The following is a 14,111-nucleotide window of genomic DNA, read 5'->3' on the forward strand; positions in this document are numbered from 1 at the left end:
GGGATGAGCCTTCGGGGTATGCACCGGCAGCAGCGGCCGCAGACGCTCCCACAAGGCATCGGAAATGATGAATTCTTGAGTCGTTGCCATACCCGAAAATAATGCCTATTTGGATAGGCTCTAAGTAGATTACCGGCCGTTTGGGCGCGTCTCTTCCTAATTTTTCAGCCGCAGCAAATCTAAAAACAGGCTGAAGCCATCGACAGTGGAGCCGCCTTCGCCGAACTTATCGAAGTTCAGGGGCTTGATGATGTAGCCGCTCACCGCCAATGCCCGGGCTTTGAGGCGGTCGGTTTCCAGGTCGGAAGTGGTCATGATGAACACATTCAGGCCCACGAATTCCGGGTCGGAGCGGAGCGCGTCCAGCAGCTCCAGGCCGTTCATGCGTGGCATGTTGATGTCGAGCATAACGACGCTGGGCTTGTCTATCTTGGGCTGGCCGTTTTCGCCGCGCAGAAGCTGTAAGGCATCGCGGCCATTTTTGGCGATATGCAACGGTACATTGATATCGTGTTTGCGCAACTCGCGCTGCACGTTCATGATGTCCATCTGGTCGTCTTCAACGAGGAGAATACTAGGAGTGAAAGCGTCGGTAGACATAAGAGAGGGAGAGGTGGAAACGAGCCCAAAACTACTTTCTATACGGTATATATCGCCAATCAGACGTTTTTCGACGCTGGCCGGGTCCCGCTCATGCGCCGCTCCGTGAGGGAGAGGGGCTCTTTGGACCACGTGAAAGTGAAGGTAGCACCCTGTCCTTCTGCCGATTCGACGTGAATAGTGCCGCCCTGTCGCTCTACTATTTTCTTGACAATGGCCAGGCCTACGCCCGTACTCTCCATCGTATCGCGCTCCACCAGAGTCTGAAAAATCACAAAAATTCGCTCATGATACTCCGGGTCGATACCCGGGCCGTTGTCGGCGACGGAGAACGTATACTGCTGGCGGTCTTCGCGGCACCCGATGCGCACTATTCCAGTGGCCGGGGTATCGTGGTATTTCAGCGCGTTGCTGATCAGATTGGTGAAGACCTGCTGCAACTGCACCCGATTTGATGTCAGCGTGGGCAGATACGTGGGCAGCTGCACTTGGAAGCCTGGTGGCAGGGCCAAAGAGTCCACGATTTCGGTGAGCAGCTCCCGCACGCTAATGCGCTCATCGGCTTGTTTGGTGCGGCCCACGCGGGCCAGGTCCAGGATGCCGCTAATCAGGTTTTCCATGCGGTGGACGCGCGTCCGCATCAGCAGTAGAAACTCGCGGATATGGTCGGGTAAGTTTTGACCCAAGTCTTCCTCAATCCAGCGCGATGCGCTTTCGATGCCGCGCAGCGGCGCTTTCAAGTCGTGAGAGACGACGTAGGCAAACTGGTCGAGCTCCTGGTTGCGGCGTTCCAGCTGCTTGAATGTCGAGTCGATGGTATGCGCCATGACGTTCAGCGAGTCGGCCAGCTCGGTGAGCTCATCCTGGGCCGTATCCTGAATGCGGGTGGTATAGTCGCCGGTGGCAATCTGGGTCGAGAGGCCCACCATCATGTTGATGCGGCGCGCAATAAGGCGCGTGATGTAGGTGGCCCACAGCAGGCCAATGCCGATGGAGAGCAGCGTAACGATAATGGAAATCAGCCGGGTCTGTTGAATGCTGTCCTCAAGCTTCTGCCGCACTTTGTCGCGCTCAGCAAGCTCGGTGCGCTCGAAGCCCGCAAATAGAACCCGAACCTGGTCCATAATCTGCTTGCCGGTGAGGCTTTCGGCCAGCGACCGGTGCTCCATACCCTGCATGGCTATTTGGTTGGCGTCGCGGCGGCGAGCCTCTCGTTTCTCACTGATGAGCAAGTGGGAGTAGGCCGACCACTGCTGATAGAGCCGCTGCGTACGCAGGATGCGGGCGTGCTGGGGGTCGTCGACGTCAATTTGGGCGCGTAGCTCCGCAAATCGATCCAGCAATTCCCGCTCGCCCTGGTAGTAAGGCTGCAGCACGGCTTCGTTGCCAATCAGCATGAAGCCCCGAAAACCCGACTCCATATCGATGATATTGCGGAACAGGGAAGACGCCTCGCCCGTCAGGCGCTGCGAGGCCTGCACCCGCTCAGAGTTGCGCAGCACTTGGCGCGACAACTGGTAGTTGACGATGACTACCATGGCAAAAAGGGCCGAAATGACCAGAAACCCGGCGAAGAGTTTGGTAGAAAGCTTCAGCTTCATGCAGCGCGGCGACAGGAAAGAATAGGCAGCATTAGCGAGGCGTACGCAGCTTGTCCTGGATGGTTTGTAGCAGCCGTGGCACGCGGTCCGTGAGCGGCAGCAGATCGGCTAGTCCTTCGCGGGCCTGCTCCTGAAATCCCTGCTGGTACATATCCATCAGTTTATTGGCCTCGGCGTGTAGCTGGCGATGAACCCGGTCGAGCTCAAACCACTCAGAAACCGAGCCCAACGGACCTTGCCAGCGCTCCTGAATCCAGATGCCTAAGCCGCATTGGTCGGCGTCCCGAACGGGGCCTTCGGCTAGTTGGGTGCCATAGAGAAAGGAGCGAAGCTTGGACTTGAACAGCATGTGCTTGACGAGCGCCGTTTCAAAATCCTGTTTTATATCTGACTCTGAATTCATATAGAGTGCCGGAATACGGCAACACACAAGTAGCAAAAAGGAAAGCGGCAGCTTGCAAGAAACGCCACCTACTGCGGGTAGGTCGAGGCGCAAAGATAACAGCCGGGGTAGTTGTACGCGCTGGACGCCAGAAATGGCTAATTTCGCCCGTCCCTTTCGCGGGGCCTTCCTCCATTCATTACTTTCCTCCCCCCCAACCCGTCCCCATGGCCGAAGACCTTAAAACCGTTGTTCTCAATGATGTTCACCAGCAGCTAGGGGCCAAAATGGTCCCGTTTGCCGGCTACAATATGCCCGTGCGCTACTCTTCCGATCTGGACGAGCACCGCACGGTGCGCCGCGCCGTGGGCATGTTCGACGTCTCGCACATGGGCGAGTTCCGGGTGCGCGGCCCCCAAGCCCTCGACCTGATTCAGCGCGTGACCAGCAACGACGCCAGCAAGCTCACGGATGGCAAAGCCCAGTACTCGTGCCTACCCAACCAGGACGGCGGCATCGTGGATGACTTGCTGGTGTATAAGCTGGCCGACAACGACTACATGCTGGTCGTGAATGCCTCCAACATCGACAAGGACTGGAACTGGATCAGCCAGTTCAATACCAACGGGGCCGAAATGGAGAACATTTCCGACCAAACCAGCCTGTTTGCCGTGCAAGGCCCCAAGGCGGCCGAGGCGCTGCAAAGCCTGACCGATACGGACCTGGCCAGCATTCCGTACTACTCCTTCGTGCAGGGTACGTTTGCTGGTGCCCCCAACGTCATCATCTCGGCCACGGGCTACACCGGCGCGGGTGGCTTCGAGCTCTATATTCCCAATGAGCATGCCCAGCAGGTGTGGGACAACATCATGGAGGCGGGTAAGCCGTTTGGGCTGAAACCCATTGGTCTGGGTGCCCGCGACACGCTGCGGCTGGAAATGGGGTTCTCGCTCTACGGCAATGACATCGACGACACTACCTCGCCTCTGGAAGCCGGCCTGGGCTGGATTACCAAGTTCACGAAAGACTTCACCAATTCGGCTGGCCTGAAGGCGCAGAAGGAGCAGGGCGTGGCGCGCAAGCTGGTGGCATTTCTGATGGACGGGGCCGGCATTCCGCGCAGCCACTACGAGCTGGTGGATGAGGCCGGGGCCAAAATCGGGGAGGTAACTTCGGGCACCCAGTCGCCTTCGCTAAGCAAAGGTATCGGTCTGGGCTACGTCAAAACGGAGCTGAGTGCGCCTGGCAGCCAGATTTTCGTGCAGGTGCGGGGCAAAAACTTTCCGGCCACCATCGTGAAGCTGCCCTTCGTGAAAGGCACCGAGGAGGCGTAAGCGGCTCCACTTTAGCGTCATGCTGAGCTTGCCGAAGCATCTCTACCGCAGTAGGAATTAGCATTGCGGTAGAGATGCTTCGGCAAGCTCAGCATGACGTTCTTTTTTATTCCATAGTCATTGTATCAATGCCCGCTCTCGATATTTGCTTTAGCCCCGAATTATTGCCTTTGTATGAGCTGCCGGGCAAAGTGGCCGTGGTTGTCGATATTCTGCGGGCTACCTCTTCTATCGTGACGGCGCTGGCCGCCGGCGTAACGCACGTGGTGCCCTTCAGCGAGCTGGAAGAGTGCCGGGCTATGGCGGCTAAAGGCTACCTGACGGCCGCAGAGCGGGACGGCCAACAGGCGGAAGGCTTCGATTTGGGCAACTCGCCTTTTGGCTACCTCGATGGTGGCTTGCCGGTGCTGGGCCGAGCTGTGGCCATTACCACTACCAACGGTACGCGGGCCCTGCACCTCTCGCTGGCCGCCGACGCCGTTGTGATAGGCGCGTTTCTCAACCTGGAGGCTGTGGCCGATTTTGTGCGGCAGCAGGGCAAAGACGTCGTGATAGTGTGCGCTGGCTGGAAAGGCCGTTTCAACCTGGAAGACACGATTTTTGGCGGCGCGCTAGCCGAACGCCTGCAAGCCGACTTCGACACCACCGGCAGTGATGCTACGTTGGCTGCCAGTCAGCTGTGGCAGCAGGCTAAGCCCGATCTGGCCGCTTACTTGCTGCAGTCGGCGCACGTGCGCCGACTCAACGGACTGGAGGCGCACCAGGATATGGCTTTCTGCGTGCAGCTCGATACGTACGACTTGCTCCCCATCTGGCGCGACGGACGGTTGGTAGCCAACTAGGCTGTAGCTGGAAGGTCCAGATCAAAACATTAAGCGGGGCGGCTTGCTGTTTTGGTCTGTGTAGCATGACGTGTTTTCTGGTTACCAGCCGCTTCGATTGCCCCTTGCATAGTGCTAGCGTAGCTTTTCGTTTTGCTTGTGCCGGTCGGCGTCGCGTAGGTTTTTCTTTTCCAGGTTGCGCTGCAAGGCTTCCGTGAGGTTAACTCCGGTTTGATTGGCCAGGCAAATGACCACGAAAAGCACATCGGCCAGCTCGTCGGCCAGCACTTTGTCGCGGTCGGAGGCTTTGAACGACTGCTCCCCATACTGCCGGGCAATGATGCGCGCCACTTCGCCCACTTCTTCCGTGAGCATGGCCATATTGGTCAGCTCGTTGAAATACCGGACGCCGGTGGTCTGAATCCAGGTGTCGACGGTTTGCTGTGCTTCTTCGATAGTCATGGAGTAGAGAAGTTGGGAAAGAATGAGCGTTTTTTTCGGCTGTCGTGCCGGGCAGCGCCCGGCTACTGCTGCCTCACGCCGGAGGCGAGTCCAGCACGATGGTAACCGGGCCGTCGTTGAGGAGTTGCACCTGCATATCGGCTCCAAACTCGCCGGTAGGCACAGGCTGGCCCAGTAGGGCTTCCAGCAACCGCACGAACTGCTCGTAGAGCGGAATAGCCAGGGGCGGCGGCGCGGCCCCGGTGTAGCTGGGGCGGTTGCCCTTGCGAGCGTCGGCCAGCAGCGTAAACTGGCTCACGACCAGCACCTGCCCCCCACTATCCTGCACGCTTCGGTTCATCTTGCCGTCCTCGTCACCAAAAATGCGCAGCTGCACCAGCTTGCGCGCCATCCAGTCCAGCGCCTTCGTGTCATCGTCGGGGGCAAAGCCGGCCAGCACCAGCATACCCGCGTCAATCTGGCCCGTAATGCGTCCTTCGACCGTGACACTGGCTTGGCGGACGCGCTGCACAACTACTCGCATACTATGGGGAAGCAGGAAAAGGAAGGAGGGATGTTGAAATTGGTTTTTCGTACTTCGCAGCGCCAACCGGCCCCGCGCGCACGCTATGCCCACCACGAAGAACGATAATCTGCCGACAAAAAAAGCCCTTTATCTGCTGCTGGCGCTGTTGCTGGTGGCCGCTGTGCGTCTCCACGGCTTAGCCAGCGCCGCCCTGCCCGATTACGATTCGGTCCGTAACTGGCAGATTGTACAGGAAATAGCCGGTGGCGACTTCCGCAACCTGTTTCACCACGGCAGCCCTGGTTTTTCAGTGCTCTACGTGCCCGTGGCGTGGCTCACGACGAACTTTCATGTGTTCCAGTTTCTGAACGCGCTGCTGGCCGTAGCGGCCGTGGGCGCGTTGGCCGCCTTCGTTAGTCGGGCTGCCCGGCTCAGCGGTCCGGAAACGGCGCTACTCACGCTATTTATCGGCTCGTCGGTTTTCCTGGTCTTTTCTGGCCGCGACTTTACGATGGGCTCAGCTTCACTGCTGGTATTTGCGGTTTTGCTCCGGGCTTACTACCAACGGTTGCAGGCTCCCAGCCAAGTCCATTTGCGACGAGCGGTACTATGGCTGGCTGTGGGCTTGTGCATCAACTACAAGTTTATCCTGACGCTGCCTATTTTGGGTGTTTTTGAGCTGCTGCAACAAGACAAGCTGCTGCTACGACAACGCAACTGGCTGCGGGTAGTGGGTAGCTTGGTGCTACCATTCCTGCTATTTGGCCTGGTGGGTATGGCGGCCGGCTTGCCCTGGTACCGTTGGCCTGCCGTGTACTACAATGTTCTGTTTCCGGGCGCTGCCAACGCGGCTGGCCGCAGCGGCAGCCTGCATCTGGATTTGCTGTATTACTCCCGGTTTCTGTGGGATTTCGAGTCGCCCTTGCTGCTGGTAGCTATAGTGGGCGTGCCGGCATTGTGGCGGCGCGAACTATTCACCGGTCTAAGGCATATCAATCTGTTGCGCTACTTGGCAGTATGGGTGTATGCGTATCTGGCGGGCATGTCATTGCTGCTTAAAGCGCCCCGGGGCCTATTGCTGGCGTATGCGCTGCTGTATGCACTAACTTTTCTGAGCCTGCGCCGCGTACTGAGCCTGCGTTGGCTAAGCCTGTTAATTCTGGTGGCCTGTGGCCTGAACTTCTTCCGAATTCAGCGCGAAGTATACGCTTACACACCTAGCCGCTATCCGCAGGTAGCCCAGTGGCTACGGCAGCAGCAGGGCACCACAGTAGTCAGCACGGTAGGGCTCGGGCTGGCCCCTTTCGGCGTAGATACCGTGGCAACTATTACTTCTGAAACGAAGCTGGCGCAGCTTCGGCAACAAGGGTTTCAGTATGTGCTGCTCGATGCTTACTGGCGCGTGACGAACGTGCAGCAGTTCGATTCGCTGAGGCGGCAGCAGCCTGTAGCGGCCTGGCCCGAGCCTATGTTAACTTCACCCTTACTATTTCTGGAGCACTCCGAATACACGGGCCTGAGCTACCAGGAAACGCTGGACCTACAGCGCGCCGCAGCCCAGGATTCGTTGCAGCTGCGGCTATACCGGTTGTAATCGTCGTGGCTGACAGGGCTACTACCGACTCGGCTTAGCGTAGTATTTTCAGGCTGTCGAGCGTGTGCTGGTAGCGGCGGGCGTTGCGCTTATGCTCGGCGTAGGTCGCGGCAAAATCGGAGAAGCCACTCCGGTCGGGCCGGGCACAGAAGAAGAAGAACTTATGCGCAGCAGGCTTCAGCACGGCATTCAGGCTCTGGCGGTTGGCCGAGGTAATAGGGCCGGGCGGCAAGCCCTTGTGCTTGTAGGTGTTGTAGGGCGAATCAACGAGCTTATCCTTATTGAGCACGCGCTTCACGCCGAAATTGCCGATGGCCCAGAGTAGCGTCGGGTCGGCTTGCAGACGCATGCCGCTCCGCAGCCGGTTGAGGTACACGCCGGCAATAATGGGCTTGTCCAGTGGTTCCGAGGTTTCGCGCTGCACAATGCTGGCCAGCACATGCACCTGCGCAGGCGATAGGGCCAACGAATCGGCCTGCTGGCGGCGCTGCGGCGTCCAGAACCGGTGGTGCGTAGCCGCCGCCGAATCCAGAAACTGGGCGGCCGAAGTATTCCACACAAAGCGGTAGGGCCCCGGCAAAAACAGCGTCAGAATCGTGGTAGTATCGAGCTGATAGCGGCGCAGCAGGAAGCGGTTGTCATTGAGCAAGTCGCGCAGCTGGCCCGAATCGGCCTCCAGCTGCCGCACTATCTGGCGCACCAGCTGCGGCTTGTATTTGAAGGCATCCAGTGTAAAGGCTACGGTATCCTGGGGCCCCTGCAGGAGTTTGTCTACCAAGGCGGAGTTGCCGAGGCCAGGAGTGAGCAGGTAGCGGCCGGGCTGCACGTGGCCCGGGTAGTCGCGCCAGCGGGCCACCTGCTCAAACGTGGCCGGGTCGCGCAGCAGCTCATGGCGCGTCAAGGAGTCGAGCACCGCCTGAAACGGAGCCCCGGTTCGGATATAGAGGTACGCTGGTCCAAAGGCAGAAGCGGCTACGTTGGACTTCCACAGCAACTGCCAGGCTTGGTAAAACCCCACGCCGCCTACCAGCAGCAAAACGACCATTAAGGCCCGCACAACGCGCCACCAGAGCGGAGCTGGACGGGAAGAAGGTTGTTGACTCAAAATAACTGGAAAACGGCGTTTTTAGGGCTTCACGGCGTGGGCCACCACCCGCTGCCACACAAAGGTAAAATCCCCATCGGCAAGAGCCGCAATCTGAAAGTGCCGCCGCGCATTGGCCGGCGCAGTCCGGAACTCTTGCCGCACCGCGTCGGCCTGAGCACCGGCGCAGCCCGCTTTCACCAGCCAGTCATTCAGCTGCATCGGCACGTCAGTAGCTGGCTCTTCCAGCGTTTTTACCGCCAACCCGGCCTCATGCAGCGCGCTGCGCCACTGCTGCGGGGTGAGGTTGCGGGCGTGGGACGAGTCGCGCAGCTTTTCTACCGTATTCTGCCATCGGCCGAGCTGGGCAGCACCATCCGGAATGGTGGTATCGGCCAGCAAAAAGCGTCCACCGGGCCGGAGCACCCGCGCCACTTCGGCCAGAAAACGGGGAATCGATTCGAAATGGTGGGGCGCTATGCGGCAGGTAACGATGGTGAAAGAAGCGTCGGGAAACGGCAGCAGCTCGGCGGCGCCTTCCAGCCACGTCACGTTCGGCAAAGCCAGCTCCTGCTGCCGCTGGTGCGCCTGGGCCAGCATTCCGGTCGACACATCGAGCCCCACAACCGACTGCACGTGCGGCGCGAAAGCCAGCGCCGTGAAGCCGGTTCCGGTGGCTACGTCCAGCACCGTATCAGTTGTCTGGCAGTCGGCGTGGGTGAGTAGCCAGTGCAGCAGCGGCTCGGTCCAGGTGTTCCACTGCGCGTTATAATGGGCAGCTTGGCGGTCAAACTGTTCTTTGGCAGAAGACATGGTACTCAGTTAGGGTTGCTTCACTCGCGCTCCAATCAGCCCGCGTTGACCAGCGTGGCAATGGCGGCTTCCAGCTCCTTGGTGCGCTGCTTCCGCTCGATTTCGAGGGGCGCGGCAGCCCGCACCTCGCAGTCCGGAATCGGGCACCGCTCGCAGGTTTCGTTCACGATGCGCACCGGAATGCTTGGATCATCGAAAAAGCGCACCTTTTGCTTTAGGTTGTCGTCGCAGAGCAAGCCTACCGTGACACTTACGGCGGGCTCAGAAGGTGAGCCCGCCCGGGCCAGCGTGAGGCACAGATATTCGTCGTTGGTACCGAAGTAGTGCGAGCGTTGGGCCGAAATGGCGGTGTACGGCGTGGCCGAAGGCGGCTGCTGGCGTAGCTCCAGAATCAGGCGCAGCGACACCCACCGGCGGCAGTAGTGCTCGTGCAGCTCGTTGCCGTGCGGGTTGTGCAGGCGCGAAAGGTGCAGCTCTTTGGTCAGCGCGAAGCCCGCGTCGGCGTCGGCCTGGTCGAAACGCAGGAAAAACAGGCTTTGCAGGCCGAAGTGGCGGGGCAGCAGGTTGGTGATGCGCTGCATGAACATTTCGGGCGACACGGCATACTTCGTCAGCAGCTCTAGGAAGCCGTCGGGGTCCCACTTTTTGCTGGCAAACAGCTTTTGGAAATCCCGCGTCAGGCTTTCCTCTTCCATCAGCAACGCGCCGGCGAAATATGAAGCCTTGAAATTGTTGAGCACCTCATCGAAGCTGCGCACCGGGAAGCTCGCATTCACATAAGGCCGCTCCCGCAGATTGAGGTAGTTAAACGCAATTTCGCGCCCCAGCACAAACGCCTCCTGCGAGCCGGTGAGGCCGGGCCGCATCAGCAGGCGCTTGGTTTTGGGCTGAAACACCGAGCGCAGCCGGCCCAGACTGGTGTACTCGCCAAGCTGGGCACGGTCGACGCTGTAGCCGTATTTGTCGGTGAGCACCCGCTCCAGCTGCTGGGTAGCAAAAGGAGCCGAGGCCGTCAGCTTTTCTTGCACCACGAACGTGCGCACGTCCTGCTCCAGCTCCTCGAAGTAGTTGTCGTGCATTTCCTGGTAGGAGCGCAAAGCCGCCAGAAAGAAGTGCTCTTGCCGCATTTCGTAGTTGCGGGCTATTTCAAACAGCGTCCCGATGAAGGCATTCATCTTGGCGGGCGCGTCGGAAATCAGCTCCACGATGCGCACCGGGTCCAGCCCGAACATCTCCAGCGGAAACTCCTTAAGCAGCTCCGATTGCAGCAGCTCCGATATCGGCTCTAGCTTGCGGCTGAGCGTAAGCGAGGTCAGCTGGTCGTAGGTTACTTCCAGTACCTTGCTCAGGCTCAGTATTTTATCGGCTTTGGGGTATTTTTTTCCCTTCTCGATTTCATTCAGGTACGATACCGACACATCGCAGGCCCGGGCCAGTTCCGTGGGCGTGAAGCCACGCTCCTGACGCAGCTCGCGCAGCTTCAAACCAAAAATTAACCGGACAACCTGGCCGTGACTGAGCATACAAGAGGACAGAGGCAGACGCTTGCGGCAACGAACGGACGTGCGAAAAACGGCTACGATAAAAAAAGATGGAGCAGAAAAGCTGAGTAAAAGTAAGTAAAAAGCAGGTTTTGTAAATTTTAGCGAATATTCGCTTGACTTATAAAATTCGCTGACGTATGTTTGGTTATATTCTTTCCAGCTTCCCTACCAAACCCATCTGCCATGTCGCCCTTCGCCGAACCCCAAACGTTAGTCGCCGCGCCTGCCTACATCACGCCGGAGCGGGTGAAAGTAGTGGGAGCCTACTCCCCCGAGTTTGCTGAGATTCTGACGCCGTCGGCGCTGGCCTTCGTGGCCGAGCTGCATCGGCGCTTCGACGGTACGCGCCGGGAGCTGCTGGTGCGTCGCGAAGCCCGGCAGCGCGAATTTGAGGCCGGTGTCTTACCCGATTTTCTGCCCGAAACCCGCATGATCCGCGAGAAGCCCTGGACCGTAGCGCCCGTGCCCGCCGATTTGCAGGACCGCCGCGTGGAAATCACCGGGCCCGTGGAGCGGAAGATGATTATCAATGCTATGAATTCCGGGGCCAAAGTATTTATGGCCGACCTGGAGGATTCTAATTCCCCGACCTGGAGCAATGTGATTGAAGGGCAGCGCAACCTGCGCGATGCCGTGCGGCGCACGATTTCGCTGAGCACTCCGGCCAAAGAATATAAGCTGAACGAAGAAACCGCGACGCTGGTGGTGCGCCCGCGGGGCTGGCACATGGTTGAGAAGCACGTGCTGGTCGATGGGGAGCCAATCAGCGCTTCGATGTTCGATTTCGGGCTGTACTTTTTCCACAATGCCCACGAGCTGTGTGCCCGCGGCAGCGCCCCCTATTATTATCTGCCCAAAATCGAAAGCCACCTGGAGGCCCGCCTCTGGAACGACATTTTTGGCTTTGCCCAGTGGTCGTTGAAAATGCCGAAGTGCACCATCAAAGCCACGGTGCTGATCGAAACTCTGCCCGCCGCTTTTGAGCTGAACGAGATTCTGTATGAGCTGCGCGAGCACAGCGCGGGCCTGAACTGCGGCCGTTGGGATTATATTTTCTCCTACATCAAGCGCCTGGGTCTGAAGCATGAGTTTCTGCTGCCCGACCGCGCCCAGGTAACCATGACGGTGCCATTTATGGCCGCTTACTCCCAGCTTGTCGTGCAGACCTGCCACCGCCGGGGCGTGCACGCCATCGGCGGTATGGCCGCCCAGATTCCGATTAAGAATAACCCGGAAGCCAACGAGGCGGCGCTCGAAAAGGTACGCTTGGACAAAGTGCGGGAAGCCAAAAACGGCCACGATGGTACCTGGGTGGCGCATCCTGGCCTCGTTCCGATTGCCTTGGCGGTATTTAATGAGCTGATGCCGGAAGCCAACCAGATCGACAACAAGCGCGAAGATGTGAAGGTGACTGCGGCCGATTTGGTGGAAGCTCCGCAGGGCACTATTACCGAAGAGGGCCTCAAACTCAATATTGACGTCGCCATTCAGTACATCGAAGCCTGGCTCGGGGGCAACGGCTGCGTGCCGATTTACAACCTGATGGAGGATGCGGCAACGGCCGAAATATCCCGGGCTCAGGTGTGGCAGTGGGTGCATACGCCCGGTACCACGCTCCAGGACGGCCGGTCGATTACGGTGGAGCTCTACCGCTCCTACGTGCCGACCCAACTCGAAAAAATACGGGCTTTGGTAGGCGAAGAGCGCTACACCGAAGGCCAGTATCTGAAAGCCGCCCGCCTGTTTGACGGCTTGGTGACGAGCGAAAAATTCGTTGAGTTTCTGACCGTGCCGGCTTACGAGCAGCTGTTGAGCAGCTAGCCGCTGGCGGTACACACAAAACCAGGGGCCGCCGCGCTAGTCGGGTGGTGGCCCAGAGCCGTCGTGGGCTAATTCGCCCGTTTTTCCTCCGTGTTGACTGTATAAAAAAGCTGCCTTTTGAGCCAGCCGGGCACCGCTTTGCCGTTGCGTTTCGGTGCTCCCGCCTCTCTGCTATTCCATCTTTCCTCCAACCCGCAGGCTAGTCCTGCCAAACCTACCCGCTGCCATGAATAAGCAAGAACGAATTGCCGCCATTACGCAAGACTGGGCCACTAATCCGCGCTGGGATGGTGTGGAGCGTCCGTATTCGCCCGAGGATGTCGTGAAGTTGCAGAACTCCATTCGTATCGAATATTCGTTGGCCCGCCAAGGCGCTGAGCGCCTCTGGAAGCTGCTGCACTCGGAGCAATACGTGGCTGGCCTTGGTGCCCTGACCGGCAATCAGGCCGTGCAGGAGGTGCAGGCCGGCTTGAATGCTATTTACCTCAGCGGCTGGCAGGTGGCGGCCGATGCCAACGGCGCGGGCCAAATGTACCCCGACCAGAGCCTATATCCCGTCGACAGCGTGCCTAACGTGGTGAAGCGCATCAACAACGCGCTGCTACGGGCCGACCAGATTCAGAACCTGACCGGCGACGGCGACGTGCATTGGCTGGTGCCCATCGTGGCCGATGCGGAAGCGGGCTTCGGCGGCAACCTGAATGCGTTTGAGCTGATGAAGATGATGATTGAGGCCGGCGCCGCCGGCGTGCATTTCGAAGATCAGCTGTCATCGGCCAAAAAGTGCGGCCACTTGGGCGGCAAAGTGCTGGTGCCCACGCAGGAAGCCATCAATAAGCTGGTAGCCGCCCGCCTGGCCGCCGACGTGCTCAATGTGCCTACGCTGGTCGTAGCCCGCACCGATGCCGACGCCGCCGACCTGATTACCTCCGATGTCGACGACCGGGACTTGCCCTTCGTACTCTCTGACGAAGAGCGCACCAACGAGGGCTTCTACCGCGTGCGGCCCGGTGTGGAGGCCTGCATTGCCCGGGGCCTGGCCTACGCACCCTACGCCGACCTGCTCTGGATGGAAACCTCTCACCCCGATTTGAACCAGGCCCGTACATTTGCCGAAGGTATTCACGCCAAATATCCCGGTAAGCTGCTCGCCTACAACTGTTCGCCTTCCTTCAACTGGGCTTCCAAGCTGAGCGTGGAGCAGATGGAGACGTTCCGGGAAGAGCTGGCTGCGTTGGGCTTCAAGTTCCAGTTTATCACCCTGGCTGGCTTTCACGCCCTCAACACCAGCATGTTCGAACTGGCGCTGGCGTATCGGGAGCGGGGCATGGCCGGCTATTCGGAGCTGCAGGAGCGGGAGTTTGGGTTGCAAAAGCAGGGTTTCAAAGCCGTGAAGCACCAATCGTTCGTGGGCACAGGCTATTTCGATGCCGTACAGAACGTGGTATCGGCCGGCAAGGCCAGCACGTCGGCTTTGGTAGGTTCCACGGAAGAAGCTCAGTTTCACAACGCACACTAGTCGTTGAGGTCGATAGTATTAATCGATAGAA

General features: G+C 59.1%; 13 protein-coding genes. 5 read left to right on the forward strand and 8 right to left on the reverse strand.

What is annotated here, in order from left to right; all coding sequences use genetic code 11:
* Window positions 1-156: 156 nt before the first annotated feature.
* Genes E5J99_RS10065 through E5J99_RS10075 form a run of 3 tightly spaced genes read right to left on the reverse strand, consistent with a single transcriptional unit; the run spans window position 157 to window position 2,604 of the window.
* On the reverse strand, window positions 157-600 hold the full coding sequence (locus E5J99_RS10065; RefSeq protein ID WP_135497603.1) for a response regulator: 444 nt from the start codon (window positions 598-600) through the stop codon (window positions 157-159).
* Between the two features lie 59 nt (window positions 601-659).
* On the reverse strand, window positions 660-2,201 hold the full coding sequence (locus tag E5J99_RS10070; protein WP_167852064.1) for a sensor histidine kinase: 1,542 nt from the start codon (window positions 2,199-2,201) through the stop codon (window positions 660-662).
* Window positions 2,202-2,232: 31 nt separating this feature from the next.
* Window positions 2,233-2,604, reverse strand: a complete 372-nt coding sequence (locus E5J99_RS10075) for a CZB domain-containing protein (RefSeq protein WP_135497604.1) — start codon at window positions 2,602-2,604, stop codon at window positions 2,233-2,235.
* Between the two features lie 206 nt (window positions 2,605-2,810).
* Here E5J99_RS10075 and gcvT point away from each other — a divergent pair, with 206 nt between their 5' ends.
* Together gcvT and E5J99_RS10085 are read left to right on the forward strand one after the other, a co-directional pair.
* Window positions 2,811-3,917: a glycine cleavage system aminomethyltransferase GcvT gene (gene gcvT / locus E5J99_RS10080; protein WP_135497605.1), complete on the forward strand. Its 1,107-nt coding sequence runs from the start codon at window positions 2,811-2,813 to the stop codon at window positions 3,915-3,917.
* A gap of 128 nt (window positions 3,918-4,045) precedes the next feature.
* Window positions 4,046-4,759: a 2-phosphosulfolactate phosphatase gene (locus tag E5J99_RS10085; RefSeq protein ID WP_135497606.1), complete on the forward strand. Its 714-nt coding sequence runs from the start codon at window positions 4,046-4,048 to the stop codon at window positions 4,757-4,759.
* A gap of 114 nt (window positions 4,760-4,873) precedes the next feature.
* Here the strand turns inward: E5J99_RS10085 and E5J99_RS10090 are convergent, their stop codons facing one another.
* Together E5J99_RS10090 and dtd are read right to left on the reverse strand one after the other, a co-directional pair.
* The gene (locus E5J99_RS10090; protein ID WP_135497607.1) at window positions 4,874-5,200 is read right to left on the reverse strand and encodes a nucleotide pyrophosphohydrolase; all 327 of its coding nucleotides are present in this window, start codon (window positions 5,198-5,200) and stop codon (window positions 4,874-4,876) included.
* 73 nt (window positions 5,201-5,273) lie between these two features.
* Window positions 5,274-5,723, reverse strand: coding sequence for a D-aminoacyl-tRNA deacylase (gene dtd, locus E5J99_RS10095; protein WP_135497608.1), 450 nt, complete (start codon window positions 5,721-5,723; stop codon window positions 5,274-5,276).
* Between the two features lie 85 nt (window positions 5,724-5,808).
* On the opposite strand from dtd, the gene E5J99_RS10100 reads away from it, so the two are divergent.
* On the forward strand, window positions 5,809-7,299 hold the full coding sequence (locus E5J99_RS10100) for a hypothetical protein (RefSeq protein WP_135497609.1): 1,491 nt from the start codon (window positions 5,809-5,811) through the stop codon (window positions 7,297-7,299).
* Between the two features lie 34 nt (window positions 7,300-7,333).
* Here the strand turns inward: E5J99_RS10100 and mltG are convergent, their stop codons facing one another.
* The 3 genes from mltG to E5J99_RS10115 are packed head-to-tail and all read right to left on the reverse strand — an operon-like array spanning window position 7,334 to window position 10,680.
* Window positions 7,334-8,404 (reverse strand): endolytic transglycosylase MltG, encoded by a 1,071-nt coding sequence (gene mltG / locus E5J99_RS10105; protein ID WP_135497610.1) that lies wholly within the window; start codon window positions 8,402-8,404, stop codon window positions 7,334-7,336.
* A gap of 21 nt (window positions 8,405-8,425) precedes the next feature.
* Window positions 8,426-9,196, reverse strand: a complete 771-nt coding sequence (locus E5J99_RS10110) for a class I SAM-dependent methyltransferase (RefSeq protein WP_135497611.1) — start codon at window positions 9,194-9,196, stop codon at window positions 8,426-8,428.
* Between the two features lie 35 nt (window positions 9,197-9,231).
* Window positions 9,232-10,680, reverse strand: a complete 1,449-nt coding sequence (locus E5J99_RS10115) for a helix-turn-helix domain-containing protein (RefSeq protein WP_167852065.1) — start codon at window positions 10,678-10,680, stop codon at window positions 9,232-9,234.
* 243 nt (window positions 10,681-10,923) lie between these two features.
* Here E5J99_RS10115 and aceB point away from each other — a divergent pair, with 243 nt between their 5' ends.
* Window positions 10,924-12,561 (forward strand): malate synthase A, encoded by a 1,638-nt coding sequence (aceB, locus tag E5J99_RS10120; RefSeq protein ID WP_135497613.1) that lies wholly within the window; start codon window positions 10,924-10,926, stop codon window positions 12,559-12,561.
* Window positions 12,562-12,787: 226 nt separating this feature from the next.
* The gene (gene aceA / locus E5J99_RS10125) at window positions 12,788-14,080 is read left to right on the forward strand and encodes an isocitrate lyase (protein WP_135497614.1); all 1,293 of its coding nucleotides are present in this window, start codon (window positions 12,788-12,790) and stop codon (window positions 14,078-14,080) included.
* The last annotated feature ends 31 nt before the right edge of the window (window positions 14,081-14,111 follow it).

This window comes from Hymenobacter elongatus (assembly GCF_004745955.1).
Lineage (GTDB): Bacteria > Bacteroidota > Bacteroidia > Cytophagales > Hymenobacteraceae > Hymenobacter > Hymenobacter elongatus.

Coding starts and splice junctions, on each gene's coding strand:
- E5J99_RS10065 (WP_135497603.1), bottom strand. CDS start 600: ATGTCTACCGACGCTTTCACTCCTAGTATTCTCCTCGTTGAAGACGAC.
- gcvT (WP_135497605.1), top strand. CDS start 2,811: ATGGCCGAAGACCTTAAAACCGTTGTTCTCAATGATGTTCACCAGCAG.
- dtd (WP_135497608.1), bottom strand. CDS start 5,723: ATGCGAGTAGTTGTGCAGCGCGTCCGCCAAGCCAGTGTCACGGTCGAA.
- E5J99_RS10100 (WP_135497609.1), top strand. CDS start 5,809: ATGCCCACCACGAAGAACGATAATCTGCCGACAAAAAAAGCCCTTTAT.
- E5J99_RS10070 (WP_167852064.1), bottom strand. CDS start 2,201: ATGAAGCTGAAGCTTTCTACCAAACTCTTCGCCGGGTTTCTGGTCATT.
- aceA (WP_135497614.1), top strand. CDS start 12,788: ATGAATAAGCAAGAACGAATTGCCGCCATTACGCAAGACTGGGCCACT.
- E5J99_RS10085 (WP_135497606.1), top strand. CDS start 4,046: ATGCCCGCTCTCGATATTTGCTTTAGCCCCGAATTATTGCCTTTGTAT.
- E5J99_RS10075 (WP_135497604.1), bottom strand. CDS start 2,604: ATGAATTCAGAGTCAGATATAAAACAGGATTTTGAAACGGCGCTCGTC.
- aceB (WP_135497613.1), top strand. CDS start 10,924: ATGTCGCCCTTCGCCGAACCCCAAACGTTAGTCGCCGCGCCTGCCTAC.
- E5J99_RS10110 (WP_135497611.1), bottom strand. CDS start 9,196: ATGTCTTCTGCCAAAGAACAGTTTGACCGCCAAGCTGCCCATTATAAC.
- E5J99_RS10090 (WP_135497607.1), bottom strand. CDS start 5,200: ATGACTATCGAAGAAGCACAGCAAACCGTCGACACCTGGATTCAGACC.